The organism is Pseudomonas sp. HN11 (assembly GCF_021390155.1).
In the GTDB taxonomy this organism is placed as follows: Bacteria; Pseudomonadota; Gammaproteobacteria; order Pseudomonadales; family Pseudomonadaceae; genus Aquipseudomonas.
The window spans coordinates 857,231-871,584 of the sequence record NZ_CP089985.1; the positions used below are offsets into that span (position 1 = coordinate 857,231).

The window sequence follows — 14,354 nt, forward strand, 5'->3', positions numbered from 1 at the left end:
TTGGGTAATAAGAGAAGGCCCCGCATTGCGGTAATGCTGTTCACTTAAGCGGAGCAGCCTTACGGTCCACTGGAAACCGGGTCTTTGAGATCTTCACCGTCCTTGGCCTCGCAGGTCTGGGGCGGTGATCCAGAAACAATCCGCCAATACCTTTCCTCAATTCCGCCAAGCGTCTTCCTGTAGCTGAAACCGGATTGGCTGCTGCCATCACGATCAACTGCACGGCAATGTATTGGCAGACCGGCTTAAAGCGTATATCCGACGGTGCACGACCAAACGCTACTGCTGCTTGACCAGCCTCCCGCCGAATCACGTTGTAAGCCAGCAAAAGCCCCCACACTTCCTGATAGACCAAGTCGACTCTCTTACTACGCAAGGTCACAGCATTCTGCTGCATGGAGCTTTTGATATCCCTGAAGCCCAACTCGATTTCCCAGCGCTCCTGATAGAGTTTGGCAACGACCTTGGTGCTGTAGGTGTTGGCTGGCAACGATGTCATGACCGTTTTTACTCTGCCTTGGATTTCATAGCTGACTTCACGGGCTTCCCAATGGGTACCAAGAGCCGGATTTCTCTTTCTGGCTTGCGGTGAGACCTTCATGCGCACCAAGCGGTCGTGCTCGCCGTAACGGATCACTTCTTCACAGACCATGCCTTTTTTGGCGGGAATCAACCAATGACGATGGGTTCCGGTGTTACTCAGGCTCAACAGCATTTCTGCGCCCCAAAATCCTTTATCGAATAGCGTCACGGAGTGATCGGGGACTTGCTGCAAAAACTCGTCGGCCAAGCGCATTTCACTGCGCCGGTAAGGCCCTAATTGTGCATCCAGGATTAAGTGCGAACGCACATTCATTAGCGCTACCAAGCGCATCATGGGGAAGGGAGTCTGACGATCACTGGGCGTATTTCCTGACCCGAAATGATCTCGAAGCTCGGGTGTGTCCGGTGTGCGCAAGAGCACACCGTCCACCGCGAAGACCTGCAAACCGTGCCAGTCGTCCTCGTTGTAGCGCTCCGAGCCCCATTGAGTGCCGGTTTTACGGAATAACCACTCAACTGGATCGGCCCCTAGTCGCTTGCGGGCTTCAGTGACACCGCTTCGGGCCAACAAGTGGTCGCAAGCGAGGCCTTGAGCGCAAATGTTCAACCGTCTAGCGACCTCATGAACAGGCTCATTACGAAACGACGCCATGCCAAGCACCAACCAAAGTACCTGATCGGCGGGCAAGCGACGCCGACGAATAGTGGCCTGACTGGATAGATCCAGCGCAGACGCAACCCATTCTATGGGGATGTTCTGGGTGAAAGTGCTTAGGTCGCAGAAGTTGAAAAGGTCGCCGAGGTCGAGCAGGTCCTGTTGAACAGACATAAAAAATCCGATGCCAGAGGTCTGGCATCGGATTTTCCAGGAAGCCTCGCTTTAGCTCAAATGCTTAAGTGAACAGCATTACCCGCATTGCGGGGCCTTTTTTTTCGATAGGGCGTTGAACTGTAAGGCAAAGGCTTGTAAAGTGCGCCCCGCAGCAACGTCAGCCCACGGGTTTCTTCTCCCCAAGAAGAAATCAGAAACAAGCGCAAATCATTGTCTTAAAAGCAATTTAAAGGGTTGACAGGGGTTTTTAAGATTGTAGAATAGCGCGCCTCAGAGACATGAACGTAGCGATACGGACAAGTCGAAGAGAAGGTAGTAAGCAACAACGTAGTACTTTGAAATATGTAGTTCCGTGATAGCTCAGTCGGTAGAGCAAATGACTGTTAATCATTGGGTCCCAGGTTCGAGTCCTGGTCACGGAGCCAATTTCAATATCGGGGTATAGCGCAGTCCGGTAGCGCGCCTGCTTTGGGAGCAGGATGTCGGGAGTTCGAATCCCCCTACCCCGACCATATTTGGGTCGTTAGCTCAGTTGGTAGAGCAGTTGGCTTTTAACCAATTGGTCGTAGGTTCGAATCCCACACGACCCACCATTTTTGAGACCAGTTAACGCTGGAATCGAATCTTAAGATCAGAGGCCAAAAGCGCTGATCGAAGAAGGCGACTGAAAGGTCGCCTTTTTTTTACCGGGGTATAGCGCAGTCCGGTAGCGCGCCTGCTTTGGGAGCAGGATGTCAGGAGTTCGAATCCCCTTACCCCGACCATATTAAAAATCCTCGTATCGAAAGATACGGGGATTTTTTGTGCGCGCGAATCCTGCCTCAGCGCAAAACAAATGTGGGAGCGAGCAAGCCCGTTCCCACATTTACCTGGTCGCATCCGAGACCGTGTTGTTAATGCAATTTAAGGCGTGGCTCGGTGCCGCGCCCAATCTTGCTCCCCAGCATCAACATCGCCGTACGGAAGAACCCATACAGCGCCATCTGGTGCATGCGGTACAGCGACACATAGAACATCCGCGCCAGCCAACCTTCCAGCATCACGCTGCCGGTGAGGTTACCCATCAAGTTACCCACAGCCGAAAAGCGCGACAGCGAGATCAGCGAGCCGTAGTCAGTATATTTGTAGCTCGGCAGGTCCTTGCCTTCGATGCGCTGCTTCAGCGACCTGGCCAGCAACGATGCCTGTTGGTGAGCCGCCTGGGCCCTTGGCGGTACGTTGCGGTCGGTGCCCGGTTGCGGGCAGGCGGCGCAGTCGCCAAAGGCGAAGATGTTTTCGTCGCGGGTGGTTTGCAGTGTCGGCAACACCTGCAGTTGATTGATGCGGTTGGTTTCCAGGCCATCGATGTCCTTGAGGAAACCTGGCGCGCGAATCCCCGCAGCCCATACCTTGAGGCTGGCGGGAATCACCTGGCCGCTGCTGGTGATCAGCGCATCGGCCGTCACCTCGCTGACCGCCGAGTTGGTCAGTACGGTCACCCCAAGCTTCTCCAGGGTTTTATGCACAGGCCCGCCGATACGCTCCGGCAGGGCAGGCAGCACCCGTGGGCCGGCTTCGATCAGGGTAATGTGCATGTTTTCCGGCTTGATGCGGTCCAGGCCATAGGCGGCCAGCTCGTGAGCGGCGTTATGCAGTTCGGCGGCCAGCTCGACCCCGGTTGCACCGGCGCCGACGATGGCGACACTGATCTTTTCCACCACATCGGTCTGCCCGGCATGGGCGCGCAGGTAGTGGTTGAGCAATTGCTGATGGAACCGCTCGGCCTGCTTGCGGGTGTCGAGGAACAGACAGTGTTGCGCCGCGCCCTCGGTGCCAAAGTCATTGGTAGTGCTGCCTACCGCGATGACCAGGCTGTCATAACCCAGTACGCGCGCGGGCACCAACTCACGGCCTTCTTCATCGAGGGTGGCGGCCAGCTGGATTTTCTTCTGTTCACGATCAAGCCCGCTCATACGCCCCAACTGGAACTCGAAGTGGTTCCATTTGGCCTGGGCGACATAATTGAGCTCGTCTTCCGAAGAGTTCAGCGAGCCGGCGGCCACTTCGTGCAGCAAGGGCTTCCAGATATGGGTCAGGTTGGCGTCCACCAGCGCGATGCTGGCGGTGCCGCGCTTGCCCAGAGTCTTACCCAGGCGGGTAGCCAACTCCAGGCCGCCGGCGCCGCCGCCGACGATAATAATACGATGGGTCATGGGGATATCTCGCAAGGCTAAAAGAAATCGGAGCAGTTACCCCCGCGAGCGCCACGCAGCTCATAGCGTCAGGTAACTCAAAAGTCGGCTCAGCAGGCCCAGGCCGATCACCACAACAAGCACCACACTCAGGAGCAGCCACGGCCGGAATGGCTTGCGCTCGACTCGGTTCTGGGAGAGTTGCAGGTACTCTTCGACATGTCGTTGGTCATCGGGGTTCAGGCGGCTGGTCATAAAGGCCTCGTCAGGTAGACGTTGCAAAAGGGCGCCACGTTACAGTCCGGGGGGCTCAGAGGCTGATGCCCACGTCGAATACTATGCTGCGGCCCAGGTTGTTGCGCAAGAAATCCGGTGCGTCGGGGTGGGCAAACAACACCCGTGCAAAGGTCGGCCCCACCAGCGACAGCGAGCGCCAGCCCTGGCGCAGGTATTCGGTCGGCGGCGGAAAATGACTGTTGAGGTCGAGCACTTCGCGCTTGAGGCTGGTGAAGGCGACGATATCCAGCTCCCCCAGGTCCATCCCGCGCTCTTTATAGTTATGCGCCTTCTTGCGCAGTGTAGGCGCCAGGCGCAACAAGAATTCATGGGCGGGGATACGCCGCGGCTTGGCTTCGCGCCGCACCAGCTGGCTCAGGGAGAAGGCGCTGCGGCGGCGCAGCAACTCGTCGCGCCATTCGTCGTTCAGGCGGCGGCCTTCATCCAGTACGAAAAATACCTCGAAGCTGGCGTCGCGAAACAGCACGTCCGGCGGCTCTTGCCCGGCGGCGTGGAATTCTTCGGCGCGGTAGGGCACGTTCAAGCCTTGCAACAGGCGCTGGCAGACCCAACGCTCACGCTCCCACTTGCGGGCATTGGACAGGAAGGCGTTGGCTTGTTCTGCCGCTACAGTGAGCAGGCGCAAGTAATCTGAGTCATCCATAACTAGCAGCTTAGCGCCCAAATGATGACCGCAGGAAGTCCCGCTATAAAACGTCGGTGTAGACTGACGATCCGACTGATTTTCCAACATGGAGAGTGCCGCCGTGATCAGTGCCGCAATGCTGGCGCCGACGACTTTGGGCGTCGGCTGGCTGTTGTATGCGCCCGTCGTGCTATGGGCGGTCATACGGTCACCTTGGGTCGAATTGTTTGCTGACCGTCGACGCCAACATTTGCTGTTCGGCACTGTGTTCGCGTTGTTCATGCTATGGCTGGTACGGCGGGATTTTGATACCGGCGTGTCCTACCACTTCATCGGTATGACCGCCGTGACCCTGCTGCTGGATTGGCCCCTTGCAATCGTCGGCGGCTTTGCCGCCCAGCTGGGCTTGATGGTGTTGGGGCGCCAGGACCTTGCAGCACTCGGCGTCAACGGCCTATTGCTTATTGCGCTGCCGGTGCTGGTCACCGAAGTCTGCGCGCTGCTGGTCGAGCGTGCGCAACCGCGCAATCCCTTTGTGTATATCTTTTGTTCCGGTTTTTTCGCTGCTGCTCTGTCGGCGCTGCTGTGCCTGTTGTTTGGGCTGGGGCTTCTGTGGTTCGACGGGCGTTTTGCTATGCCGGAATGGCTGGAAGACTTCATCGGCTACCTGTGGCTGATCATCTTTCCCGAAGCGTTTATCAACGGCATGGTCATCAGCGCCCTGGTGGTGTTCTGCCCGGAATGGCTGGAGACCTTCAACCGCACGCGTTACTTGTCGGCACCCTGGAAGGACGACGATTCACTGCGTTGACCCAGATCAAATCTCACACACCCTGGCAGGCCCATGCTCTGCAAAATTTCTCCAGGAGCACGGATCATGAGTGTGTACGAGTGGGCACGGCAGGAGTTGCGCAGAAGCCAGGATGCGGCACAGGAAATCGGTTTTGACCCAGGCTTGACCTTACGCGCCATGCTCAGCGCGGTGGTGCAGCAGAGCAAGGGCGTGCGCAGTTTCGAAGACTTGGCCGACGAGTTGCAATACCTTGCAGAAAACCTCGACGACCAGCAGGAGTACGCCTTTATGCGCCCTTAGTGGCGCGGCGGCAGGTCTTCGGAAAACAGCTCGTCTTCGGCATCCGGAGCGACGGGGATCTTGTGTTCTTCTGCGGCCCAGGCGCCCAGATCGATGAGTTTGCAGCGGTCCGAGCAGAACGGCCGGTTGAGGTTGGTCGCTTTCCATTCCACGGGGGCGCCGCAGGTTGGGCAGTCGACGGTCAAGGGTTGGCTCATGATCGGCCTCCACGCAAAGTAAGGTAAAAGTGGTGCAGTCGCTCGACCTCGCTGTGTAGCCAAGCGAGGTTCTGGTCATTGACCAGTACGTCATCGGCATGGTTCAGGCGGTCTTCACGGCTGGATTGGGCCTTGAGGATCGCCTGCACCTGTTGTTCGCTGATGCCATCGCGCTGCAGGGTACGCTGAATCTGCAGCGATTGCGGCACGTCGATCACCAGGATGCGCTGGGTCATGCTGTATTGGCCGGATTCGATCAGCAGTGGCGACACCAATATCGCGTAAGGCGACTTCGCGCGCGCCAGGTGGCTGCGAATCTCTTCGCCAATCAACGGGTGAAGCAGAGCTTCCAGCCAAAGGCGTTCTTCGGGTACCTCAAAGATCAGCTTGCGCAAGGCGCCTCGGTCCAATTGGCCATCTGGCTGCAGCACGCCAGCACCGAAGTGCTCGGCGATACGTGTCAGCGCAGGTCGGCCGGGCTCGACCACCCAGCGCGCGGCGTGGTCGGCGTCCACCAAGTCGATACCCAAGTCGGTAAAGTGCTGTGCCGCAGCGCTTTTACCGCTGCCGATGCCGCCCGTGAGGCCAAGAATCCAGGGTGTTGCAACAGAAGTGGTCATCTGAAACCGACAGACTGCAAATAGAAGTCGGTTATTTGACCACCCCAGAGCAATGCAATCCAGCCGGCAATCGCCAGATACGGACCAAACGGCATCGGTGCCGACGCTTGGGCTTTGTGCAGACGCATCAAGATCAGACCCACGAACACGCCGACCAGCGACGACATCAACAGTGTCATCGGCAGGATCTGCCAGCCGCCCCAGGCACCAAGCAGCGCCAGTAACTTGAAGTCGCCGTGGCCCATGCCGTCCTTACCGGTGACCAGCTTGAACAGCCAGAACACACTCCACAGGCTCAGGTACCCGATCACGGCGCCCCAAAGGGCATCAGGCAGTGTGGTCAGCAAGCCGAAGCCGTTGACGATCAGTCCCAACCACAGCAACGGCATCACCAGCACATCCGGCAGCAATTGATGGTCCGCGTCGATCAGGCTCATCGCCAGCAACCCCCAGGTCAGCACCAGCACTGCGCCCGCCTGCCAGCCAACGCCGAAATGCCAGGCCACCCAGGCCGAGAGCAACCCGCACGCCAGTTCAGTCAGTGGATAGCGGGCGCTGATCGCCCCTTGGCAATAGGCGCAGCGACCTCTGAGAAACAGGTAACTCAGCAGTGGGATATTTTCCCAGGGACGTATGGGATGGTTGCAGTGCGGGCAGCAAGAGTTGGGGTGCATCAGGTTGTAGGTTGGGCCGCAGGGTTCAGCGGGTATGCCGAGCACTTCATGGGCCTGGGCGCGCCAATCCCGTTCGAGCATTTTCGGCAGGCGCCACGCCAGCACGTTTATAAAACTGCCGACGATCAGCCCCAGCACGCCTGCCATCAAGGCGAAGGCCCCTGGGCAGTCACCCAGCAGCAGGCTCAAAACGCGCTCCCCAACTGGAAGACCGGCAAGTACATGGCGATCACCAGCGCGCCGACAATACTCCCCAGTATCACCATGATCAGCGGCTCCATCAGGGTGGTTAGATTGTCGACGAGGTTGTCCACATCGGCTTCGTAATGGCTGGCGACCTTTTCCAGCATGCGATCCAGTGTGCCCGACTCTTCGCCGATGGCTGTCATCTGTATCGCCATACTGGGAAACAGGCCGCTGGCAACCATGGATTGGTTCAATTGAATGCCAGTGGATACATCATGTCGCATATGTTCGATTGCCTGTTTGAACGGCCCGGAGCCGACGGCACCCGCCACAGAATCCAGGGCTTGTACCAGCGGAACACCGGCGGCGAAGGTGGTGGAAAGCGTACGGGCGTAGCGGGCCACTGCTGACTTTCTCAGCAGTTTGCCTGCCAGCGGCGCTTTCAACAAACGGGCGTCCAGCCAGAGGCGCAAAGAGGCCTGGGTACGATAGGCGTAGCGCAACCCCGCGCCTCCCGCACCTATGCCCAGCGCTACGAGCCACCAGGCTTGCTGCATGTACTCGGACAGTGCAATCACCCGTAACGTGAACGCCGGCAGCTTGCCATCGACCCCGGCAAACAGGTTCTGGAACTGCGGCACGACATGAATCAACAGAACCCCGGTGACCAGGCTGGCTACTACCAATACTGCGATCGGATAGGTCATGGCTTTTTTGATCCTGGCCCTCAACTGCTCGCTCTTTTCACGGTGGATCGCCACGCGCTCCAGCAGCGTCTCAAGTGCCCCGGCTTGTTCGCCGGCGGCCACCAGGTTGCAATACAGTCCATCGAAGTGGCGAGGTTGTTTGCGCAGCGCTTCGGCCAGGCTGGAGCCGGCAGCGATCGCCTGTTTCAAACTTTGCACCAACTGACGTACGGCGCGGTTGTCGAAGCCTTCGCCGATGATGTCGAAGGCTTGCAGAAGAGGAATTCCGGCTTTCAGCAGCGTGGCCAATTGCCGAGTGAGCAGGGTGATGTCCGTTGATTTGATCGAGGGGGCGAGGCTCGATAGCACAGTAGATTTCTTGCGCACATGACATGGGCTGATGCCCTGTTGACGTAACTGAGTCTTGACCAGAGCAAGGGTGTGCCCCGTGGTCTGACCGGACACCCTGCGTCCTTTGCGGTTGATGCCTTCCCAGGCGTAGATCGTTGAAGCGTTGTCCATGTCACGGTTCCGCACAGAGGTCGTCGAAGATTTATAGCTTAGTCAGGTGACGGATTCGGACAGGCCGGGAAGGAGGATAAAATGTCAGAATGTGCGTCTTGTATGCGATTGACCGTCTGCGGATGAGTACACTGGCGCCGCAGCACAAAGCGGGGCGCAGGACGCGCCTTGTCATGAGTTCTATCCTGGAGAGTGAATGTGATACGTCAAAAAGGTTTTACCCTGATCGAGCTGTTGATCGTCGTGGCAATCATCGGCATTTTGGCCACCATTGGCCTGCCCATGTACACCACCCACCAGGCCAAGGCCAAGTTCACCGCCGGCCTGGCTGAGATTGCTGCGTTGAAGGCCGGCTATGAAGACACCCTCAACCAGGGCACCGTACCCACCCTGGCCTTGATCGGTGGCACCAGCCCGACAGCCAATTGCACGATCGAGGTGACTGGGGATGTTGCCACGGGCGCGGGCTCCATCCGTTGCGAAATACTCGATGCTCCGGCGCCGGTGCTGGGCAAGACCATCAGCCTGACACGCAATGCCACCACGGGTTGGAAGTGCAGCACTACCGCTGATGCAAAATATGTCGCCAAGGGCTGCGGCGCCGATGGGGCGTAGCGGTTGAACCATCCACAGGGAAGTTGAGGTTGGCCGATGGCGTTATCCATAGAGCCGCGTGGCAGTGTTTTCCTGGTGGCAGTGGTGTGTCTGCTGGTTGTCGGGGTTTGTGCGCCCTTCAGTGGGCATGACTTGCAACGGGCGGTGCAGATTGCCGTCGGGGCATGCGCGGTGCTGTATGGATTGTCGGCCGCCCCGGTCGAGCAACTGGTGGACCGGCCAACCGCCCTGGGGCTGGCACTGATTATCGCGCTGGGGCTGGTGTCATCGATGTTGGCCCATCAACCGCTCTGGGCACTTGCCGAAGTGGCTTTGTTTGTCAGCTGTGGCGCGATCGCAGTGGGTTTTGCCTGGCTGCGTCGCCAGGGTGGTGAGCCTCTGGATCGTATCTTGATCATGGTGGTAGTGCTGATATGCGTGATCAAGTCGATTCAATATATGCAGGCGGGTGTGCTGGCATTTGCCAGCGCCGAGCAGGTGCTGGACCCTGACTTGCTGCTAACGGGCTTTTCCAACAAGCGGTTCTATGGTCAGTTCCAGACGCTCACCCTGCCGCTGCTGGCCCTTCCCTTATTGACCCCTGCGCTCAACCGCTCACTCAAAGCGGCAGTGTTTACGTTGCTGTGCGTGTGGTGGTTGATCGCGATTAGTGGCGGCACGCGGGGCACCTGGCTTGGCATGGCCGCGGCGGGCGTGGTATTGGCGGTGCTGGGGCCGTGGGCGCGGCGCTGGCTGGGTTGGCAGTTCGGCGCAGTATTGGGCGGGCTATTGCTGTACTGGCTGATGTTCACGGTGTTGGCGGGTTACCTGGGGATCGAAGTCGCCAATGGCGCCGGTGACCGTCTGACCACTCATTTGTCTGGGCGTGGGCCTATTTGGTGGCAGGCTTGGCAGATGCTCGTGGAGCGTCCGTGGTTGGGGTTCGGGCCGATGCATTTTGCCGATATCGCCAATAAGGTTGCCGCTCACCCCCATCAGGCCATTCTGCAATGGGCCAGTGAGTGGGGAGTGCCATCGGCTTTGTGCGTGGCGTTGCTGGCCTGGCGCGGGGGGTGGGCCACTTTCGGTGTACTGCGCGAACGCACGCGGAGCGTCGAGCGAGTGGACCTGCTACGAATATGTCTGTTTGCAGCAGTGGTCGGTGCGTTGGTGCAGTCCATGGTCGATGGCGTGATTGTAATGCCCAACTCCCAGGTCTGGCTGGCGCTGGTGGTCGGTTGGCTGATGGGGCTGCATGTGTGGCGAACGCCGGTGACCGCTGAATTGCCATTGGCCAGGGGCGCGTGGAAAATCCTGAGCGTGTTGGCCGTTGGTCTGTTGATCTTTATTGCGGTGCGCGATGTGCCTCATCTCAAGCAGTCCCAGCAACAGTACCTGGACGCCCATCAAGACTTTCTCCAACCGCGCTTCTGGGCCCAGGGTGTGATTGCCCGTTGACGGCGGCAAGTTGCCGGACTCCCAATGCGGTGCTAGCTTTAGCCCACCGCCCGTGTAGCTCAGCCGGTAGAGCAGCGCACTCGTAACGCGAAGGTCGCAGGTTCGATTCCTGTCTCGGGCAAAAAGGCAACAAAGCAGCACTGTTTTCAGTTGATCCCAGAATGGTTCTGAAGGCCAGACGAGCCGGCATTTGCGCCCGCTCTTTTGTATCTGCGCAACCTTGATGACCCAGATGCATCCCCATTCCTCGATCTAAGAGAACAACATGACCACGACTGAAATGACCCAGGAAGTTCGGCATCAGGCAGCCCTTGAGAAATACCTCGAGGAATCGCCGCAGCTTAAAGAAGAGATCAAGGACCTGAGCGCCGATGATCAGCGCGACCAGATTCAGTGGGCATTCGAGGACGAGGCCGAGAGCCAGGGCTATCAGCCCTGGGAGTTGACCCTCAAGTACACCTCGACACCGGAAGAATTCGAAGCGGCACGGCTGGCCTTGCACAAAGAGGCGGCCGAGGTGCTGGGTGTCGAATGGGAAGAGTATTGCGAGATGAATGACCTGGTGGTTTAAAAGCAGCTACATGTTTCAAGCTGCAAGCTGCAAGCTGCAAGTCGCGCAGTTGCTTGCAGCTTGAAGCTTACGGCTTGCAACTCTTCAGATACTGAGGCGCATCGACAAATCCACTGCCTTCACATCCTTGGTCAGGGCGCCAATGGAAATGTAATCCACCCCCGTTTCAGCAATCGGCAGCAGGGTGCTTTCATTGATTGCGCCGCTGGCTTCCAGCTTGGCTTTGCCGCCGTTCAGGCGCACGGCCTCACGCATGTCATCCAGGCTCAACTCGTCGAGCATAATGATATCCGCGCCCGCCGCCAGGGCTTCGCGCAGTTCATCCAGACTTTCCACCTCGATTTCCACTGGCTTGCCGGGAGCGATCTTGTGCGCGGCCGTGATTGCCTGGGCGATACCACCGCAGGCAGCGATATGGTTTTCCTTGATCAGGAACGCGTCGTACAAACCGATACGGTGGTTGTGGCAGCCGCCGCAGGTTACGGCGTACTTCTGCGCAAGGCGCAGGCCCGGTAGGGTTTTACGCGTGTCCAGTAGTTTGACTTGGGTGCTGGCGACAAAATCCGCCAGGAATTGGGCGCGGGTGGCGACTCCGGACAGCAGCTGCAGGAAATTCAACGCACAGCGTTCACCGCTGAGCAGCGAACGTGCCGGGCCTTCAAGGTGAAACAGCGCTTGATTGGGGCTGACGCGTTCACCGTCGGCCACCTGCCAATGTACGGCGACCCGTGGGTCCAACTGGCGGAACACCGCATCCACCCAGGCTGTACCGGCGATCACCGCGGCGTCGCGGGTAATGATAGTGGCCGTGGCCAGCCGCTCGGCCGGGATCAACTGCGCAGTGATGTCGCCGTTGCCGATATCTTCCAGCAGTGCGCGGCGCACGTTGGCTTCGATTTCGGCGGTGAGGTCGGCAAGACGGAGATTCGGCATAACAGGCTCCACATACAAAGTGCCCCGATTATAGGGGCAGTGTGCGTTCGAACCCAGGCTCACCACTCATTTACCGCGCAATGGCAGAGTTTGCTGGCGCAACCCCCCTCATTTGCAAGATAATCTTGCGCCTTGCAATTGGCGTCATAGCTTTGACGTTCAGAACCATACCGCCGTTTCAGGAGGCCAGGATGCACAATGACGGAAAGGTGGTGCCGATCAATAAGGCACCCGCCACGCCATCGCCGCTCGCCCGACTGCCGGTGGTGCTGCAGCAGGTCCGCGACAAGGCGGCGCAACAATTGCAGCAAGGGCTGCAGGATCTGTTCGATAACGCCGATGACACGCTGTTCGAAATGGCTGACAAGGCGCGCAACAACCTCGATCACCATATTTTCTTTGAAGCCATGCGCGACCTGCGCCTCAAACGCAAGAATTTCGAGCGCGTGTTCATGGAGCGCCTGTTCGAAGCCTTTGCCGGCCTTGGCCAGGCGGGGCGGGGCGAGCCGCAGTTGGTGCCGGTGGTTTCCTACGACGCGGTACCGGGCTCCTCCAGGGATGACTTGGAAAAAGCCGTGGCACTTGAAGCGATGCTCGGTCGGGTACGGCATCGTGACGGCCTGGCCCTCGGGCAGCTCACCGCGCGTTTGAGCGCCTTGCTGGGCAAGCGTCTGGATGATCGTGAGAACCCGCTGGGGCCTGCGCTGCTGTGTGAGTTCTTCCTGCGGGCGGGGCGCAGCCTCGGCGTGGAGATCCGCGTCAAACTGATCATGCTCAAGCTTTTTGAAAAATACGTGCTCAGTGACGCCGACCAACTGTACGGCGAAGCCAATCAATTGCTGCTCGCGACAGGCGTATTGCCTGAGCTGAAGGCCGTACCGTCGCGCCGACTTGAGGGGCGAGCGGGCGTTGAACTCCCGCGTGAAGAAATCTCGCCTGCCGCCGACCTGTGCGCCGACGAAAACGGCCAGGAAGCCTTCGCCGCGCTCCAGCAATTGCTCAGCACGGTACGCGGCAGCGTGGCGCCAACGCTTGAAGCCAGCGCCGAAACTTTGCCCATTGCCACCCGTGACCTGTTGCGCCTGCTCTCTCACTTGCAGCAGTACGTGCCGGAGCCTGGGGCGGAAGACGATTTCGACCTGCGTGGTCAGCTTGAACAGTTGCTCACCCGCGTCAGCGTCAAGAGTGGTAAGTCGCGGGTGGTGGAGGATGCGGACGAAGACGTGATCAACCTGGTTGCACTGCTGTTCGAGTTCATTCTCAATGACCGCGCCGTGCCCGATGTCTTCAAGGCCCTGATCGGTCGCTTGCAGATCCCACTGCTGAAAGTAGCGTTGCTGGACAAGAGCTTTTTCAGTCGTTCCAGCCATCCGGCGCGATGCCTGCTCAATGAAATTGCGGCGGCCGCCATGGGCTGCTGCCAGCGCGATCACCTCTACCTGCGCATCGAACGGGTGATACAGCGCCTGCTCAACGAGTTTGTCGAAGACCCGACGATTTTTTCCCAGTTACTCGCAGAGTTCAGCGCGTTTGCCGCCGATGAGCGGCGGCGCAGTGACGTGCTTGAACAGCACACCCGTGATGCCGAGGCTGGCCGCGTGCGGACCGAAGCCGCCCGCCAGCGTGTGGCCGATGTGCTGAATAAACGGCTGCTGGGCAAAGTCCTGCCGCGCCCGGTCGTGCAGTTCCTGCAGCAGGCGTGGAGCCAGGTACTGTTGCTGGCCAGCCTCAAGCATGGCGAGCAGTCGGTGCAGTGGCAAGCGGGGTTGCGTGCCATGGACGAACTGATCTGGAGCGTCAGTCTGCAGCAGGACACCGAGGCCGGGCGACATTTGCTGGAGCAACTGCCGGGTTTGCTCAAAGCCTTGCGCGATGGTTTGACCAGTGCCGCGTTTGACCCTTTCAGCACCCGCGAATTTTTTGTGCGCTTGCAGGCCCTGCACATCCAGGCACCTGAAAGCGCCGAAGAGTTAATCGAAGTGCGTGAGCCGTTCGTGCTGAGTGCGGCATCACCCGACACGGGCAGCGACCTGTCGGGCAATGACCCTGACCTGCTCAAGGCTCATCAATTGCACGTGGGTAGCTGGGTGGTGTTCCAGGAAGATGAGGCCAATACGCTGCGGTGTAAGCTGACGGCGATCATGGCACCGGCGCATACCTACATTTTTACCAGTCGCACCGGACTCAAGGTGCTGGAGAAGACTGCCGGCCAATTGGCGTTGGCGTTCAAGCGCGGCGCGCTGCATACCCTGGACGACGATCCCCTGTTCGAGCGCGCGCTGGCGGCGGTGGTGGCCAAGCTGCGTCAACTCAATCGCGGCAAGTGATCGCAACCGGAGGGTTGAACGCGGC

The 14,354-nt window shown here is 59.0% G+C and carries 15 protein-coding genes and 5 tRNA genes; 11 read left to right on the forward strand and 9 right to left on the reverse strand.

Annotation, left to right across the window (positions count from 1 at the left end; genetic code table 11):
• Positions 1-40 precede the first annotated feature (40 nt).
• Complete coding sequence (locus tag LVW35_RS03840) at positions 41-1,372, reverse strand: IS4 family transposase (RefSeq protein WP_233893811.1); 1,332 nt, start codon at positions 1,370-1,372, stop codon at positions 41-43.
• A gap of 352 nt (positions 1,373-1,724) precedes the next feature.
• Here LVW35_RS03840 and LVW35_RS03845 point away from each other — a divergent pair.
• From LVW35_RS03845 to LVW35_RS03860, 4 genes are all read left to right on the forward strand, one after another.
• A tRNA-Asn gene (locus LVW35_RS03845) sits at positions 1,725-1,800 on the forward strand.
• Positions 1,801-1,810: 10 nt separating this feature from the next.
• Positions 1,811-1,887 (forward strand) — tRNA-Pro (locus tag LVW35_RS03850).
• 5 nt (positions 1,888-1,892) lie between these two features.
• Positions 1,893-1,968 (forward strand) — tRNA-Lys (locus LVW35_RS03855).
• Between the two features lie 94 nt (positions 1,969-2,062).
• Positions 2,063-2,139, forward strand: a tRNA-Pro gene (locus LVW35_RS03860).
• 129 nt (positions 2,140-2,268) lie between these two features.
• Here the strand turns inward: LVW35_RS03860 and LVW35_RS03865 are convergent.
• Genes LVW35_RS03865 through LVW35_RS03875 form a run of 3 tightly spaced genes read right to left on the reverse strand, consistent with a single transcriptional unit; the run spans position 2,269 to position 4,486 of the window.
• On the reverse strand, positions 2,269-3,567 hold the full coding sequence (locus tag LVW35_RS03865) for an NAD(P)/FAD-dependent oxidoreductase (protein WP_233893812.1): 1,299 nt from the start codon (positions 3,565-3,567) through the stop codon (positions 2,269-2,271).
• Between the two features lie 60 nt (positions 3,568-3,627).
• Positions 3,628-3,801, reverse strand: a complete 174-nt coding sequence (locus LVW35_RS03870) for a DUF3094 family protein (RefSeq protein WP_233893814.1) — start codon at positions 3,799-3,801, stop codon at positions 3,628-3,630.
• A gap of 55 nt (positions 3,802-3,856) precedes the next feature.
• Positions 3,857-4,486, reverse strand: a complete 630-nt coding sequence (locus LVW35_RS03875) for a DUF1780 domain-containing protein (RefSeq protein WP_010213242.1) — start codon at positions 4,484-4,486, stop codon at positions 3,857-3,859.
• Positions 4,487-4,589: 103 nt separating this feature from the next.
• On the opposite strand from LVW35_RS03875, the gene LVW35_RS03880 reads away from it, so the two are divergent.
• Both LVW35_RS03880 and LVW35_RS03885 read left to right on the forward strand, forming a co-directional pair.
• On the forward strand, positions 4,590-5,279 hold the full coding sequence (locus tag LVW35_RS03880) for an energy-coupling factor ABC transporter permease (protein WP_233893816.1): 690 nt from the start codon (positions 4,590-4,592) through the stop codon (positions 5,277-5,279).
• Between the two features lie 66 nt (positions 5,280-5,345).
• The gene (locus tag LVW35_RS03885) at positions 5,346-5,561 is read left to right on the forward strand and encodes a hypothetical protein (RefSeq protein WP_003171680.1); all 216 of its coding nucleotides are present in this window, start codon (positions 5,346-5,348) and stop codon (positions 5,559-5,561) included.
• Here the strand turns inward: LVW35_RS03885 and yacG are convergent.
• Genes yacG through LVW35_RS03905 form a run of 4 tightly spaced genes read right to left on the reverse strand, consistent with a single transcriptional unit; the run spans position 5,558 to position 8,446 of the window.
• Positions 5,558-5,758 (reverse strand): DNA gyrase inhibitor YacG, encoded by a 201-nt coding sequence (gene yacG, locus LVW35_RS03890; RefSeq protein ID WP_003188437.1) that lies wholly within the window; start codon positions 5,756-5,758, stop codon positions 5,558-5,560. The genes LVW35_RS03885 and yacG overlap by 4 nt on opposite strands.
• Positions 5,755-6,378, reverse strand: a complete 624-nt coding sequence (gene coaE, locus LVW35_RS03895; protein ID WP_233893819.1) for a dephospho-CoA kinase — start codon at positions 6,376-6,378, stop codon at positions 5,755-5,757. The genes yacG and coaE overlap by 4 nt, the downstream gene beginning before the upstream one ends.
• Positions 6,375-7,241: a prepilin peptidase gene (locus LVW35_RS03900; RefSeq protein WP_326489602.1), complete on the reverse strand. Its 867-nt coding sequence runs from the start codon at positions 7,239-7,241 to the stop codon at positions 6,375-6,377. Before LVW35_RS03900 ends, coaE begins: the two co-directional genes overlap by 4 nt.
• Positions 7,238-8,446 (reverse strand): type II secretion system F family protein, encoded by a 1,209-nt coding sequence (locus tag LVW35_RS03905; protein WP_233893820.1) that lies wholly within the window; start codon positions 8,444-8,446, stop codon positions 7,238-7,240. Before LVW35_RS03905 ends, LVW35_RS03900 begins: the two co-directional genes overlap by 4 nt.
• Before the next feature lie 201 nt (positions 8,447-8,647).
• Here LVW35_RS03905 and LVW35_RS03910 point away from each other — a divergent pair, with 201 nt between their 5' ends.
• From LVW35_RS03910 to LVW35_RS03925, 4 genes are all read left to right on the forward strand, one after another.
• On the forward strand, positions 8,648-9,061 hold the full coding sequence (locus tag LVW35_RS03910; RefSeq protein WP_326489608.1) for a pilin: 414 nt from the start codon (positions 8,648-8,650) through the stop codon (positions 9,059-9,061).
• 36 nt (positions 9,062-9,097) lie between these two features.
• Positions 9,098-10,498 (forward strand): O-antigen ligase family protein, encoded by a 1,401-nt coding sequence (locus LVW35_RS03915; protein WP_233893822.1) that lies wholly within the window; start codon positions 9,098-9,100, stop codon positions 10,496-10,498.
• 48 nt (positions 10,499-10,546) lie between these two features.
• A tRNA-Thr gene (locus LVW35_RS03920) sits at positions 10,547-10,619 on the forward strand.
• Positions 10,620-10,763: 144 nt separating this feature from the next.
• Positions 10,764-11,069 (forward strand): DUF6388 family protein, encoded by a 306-nt coding sequence (locus LVW35_RS03925; RefSeq protein WP_033903347.1) that lies wholly within the window; start codon positions 10,764-10,766, stop codon positions 11,067-11,069.
• A gap of 84 nt (positions 11,070-11,153) precedes the next feature.
• On the opposite strand, the gene nadC is transcribed toward LVW35_RS03925, so the two are convergent.
• Positions 11,154-12,002: a carboxylating nicotinate-nucleotide diphosphorylase gene (gene nadC, locus LVW35_RS03930; protein WP_233893823.1), complete on the reverse strand. Its 849-nt coding sequence runs from the start codon at positions 12,000-12,002 to the stop codon at positions 11,154-11,156.
• Between the two features lie 191 nt (positions 12,003-12,193).
• Between nadC and LVW35_RS03935 the strand changes: the two genes are divergently transcribed.
• Positions 12,194-14,329: a DUF1631 domain-containing protein gene (locus LVW35_RS03935; RefSeq protein WP_233893824.1), complete on the forward strand. Its 2,136-nt coding sequence runs from the start codon at positions 12,194-12,196 to the stop codon at positions 14,327-14,329.
• Positions 14,330-14,354 lie beyond the last annotated feature (25 nt).

Excerpts from the sequence above, each read along its gene's own strand:
- LVW35_RS03865 (WP_233893812.1), bottom strand. The coding sequence starts at position 3,567 with ATGACCCATCGTATTATTATCGTCGGCGGCGGCGCCGGCGGCCTGGAG.
- LVW35_RS03925 (WP_033903347.1), top strand. The coding sequence starts at position 10,764 with ATGACCACGACTGAAATGACCCAGGAAGTTCGGCATCAGGCAGCCCTT.
- coaE (WP_233893819.1), bottom strand. The coding sequence starts at position 6,378 with ATGACCACTTCTGTTGCAACACCCTGGATTCTTGGCCTCACGGGCGGC.
- LVW35_RS03915 (WP_233893822.1), top strand. The coding sequence starts at position 9,098 with ATGGCGTTATCCATAGAGCCGCGTGGCAGTGTTTTCCTGGTGGCAGTG.
- LVW35_RS03935 (WP_233893824.1), top strand. The coding sequence starts at position 12,194 with ATGCACAATGACGGAAAGGTGGTGCCGATCAATAAGGCACCCGCCACG.
- LVW35_RS03840 (WP_233893811.1), bottom strand. The coding sequence starts at position 1,372 with ATGTCTGTTCAACAGGACCTGCTCGACCTCGGCGACCTTTTCAACTTC.
- LVW35_RS03885 (WP_003171680.1), top strand. The coding sequence starts at position 5,346 with ATGAGTGTGTACGAGTGGGCACGGCAGGAGTTGCGCAGAAGCCAGGAT.
- LVW35_RS03875 (WP_010213242.1), bottom strand. The coding sequence starts at position 4,486 with ATGGATGACTCAGATTACTTGCGCCTGCTCACTGTAGCGGCAGAACAA.
- yacG (WP_003188437.1), bottom strand. The coding sequence starts at position 5,758 with ATGAGCCAACCCTTGACCGTCGACTGCCCAACCTGCGGCGCCCCCGTG.
- LVW35_RS03870 (WP_233893814.1), bottom strand. The coding sequence starts at position 3,801 with ATGACCAGCCGCCTGAACCCCGATGACCAACGACATGTCGAAGAGTAC.
- LVW35_RS03905 (WP_233893820.1), bottom strand. The coding sequence starts at position 8,446 with ATGGACAACGCTTCAACGATCTACGCCTGGGAAGGCATCAACCGCAAA.
- nadC (WP_233893823.1), bottom strand. The coding sequence starts at position 12,002 with ATGCCGAATCTCCGTCTTGCCGACCTCACCGCCGAAATCGAAGCCAAC.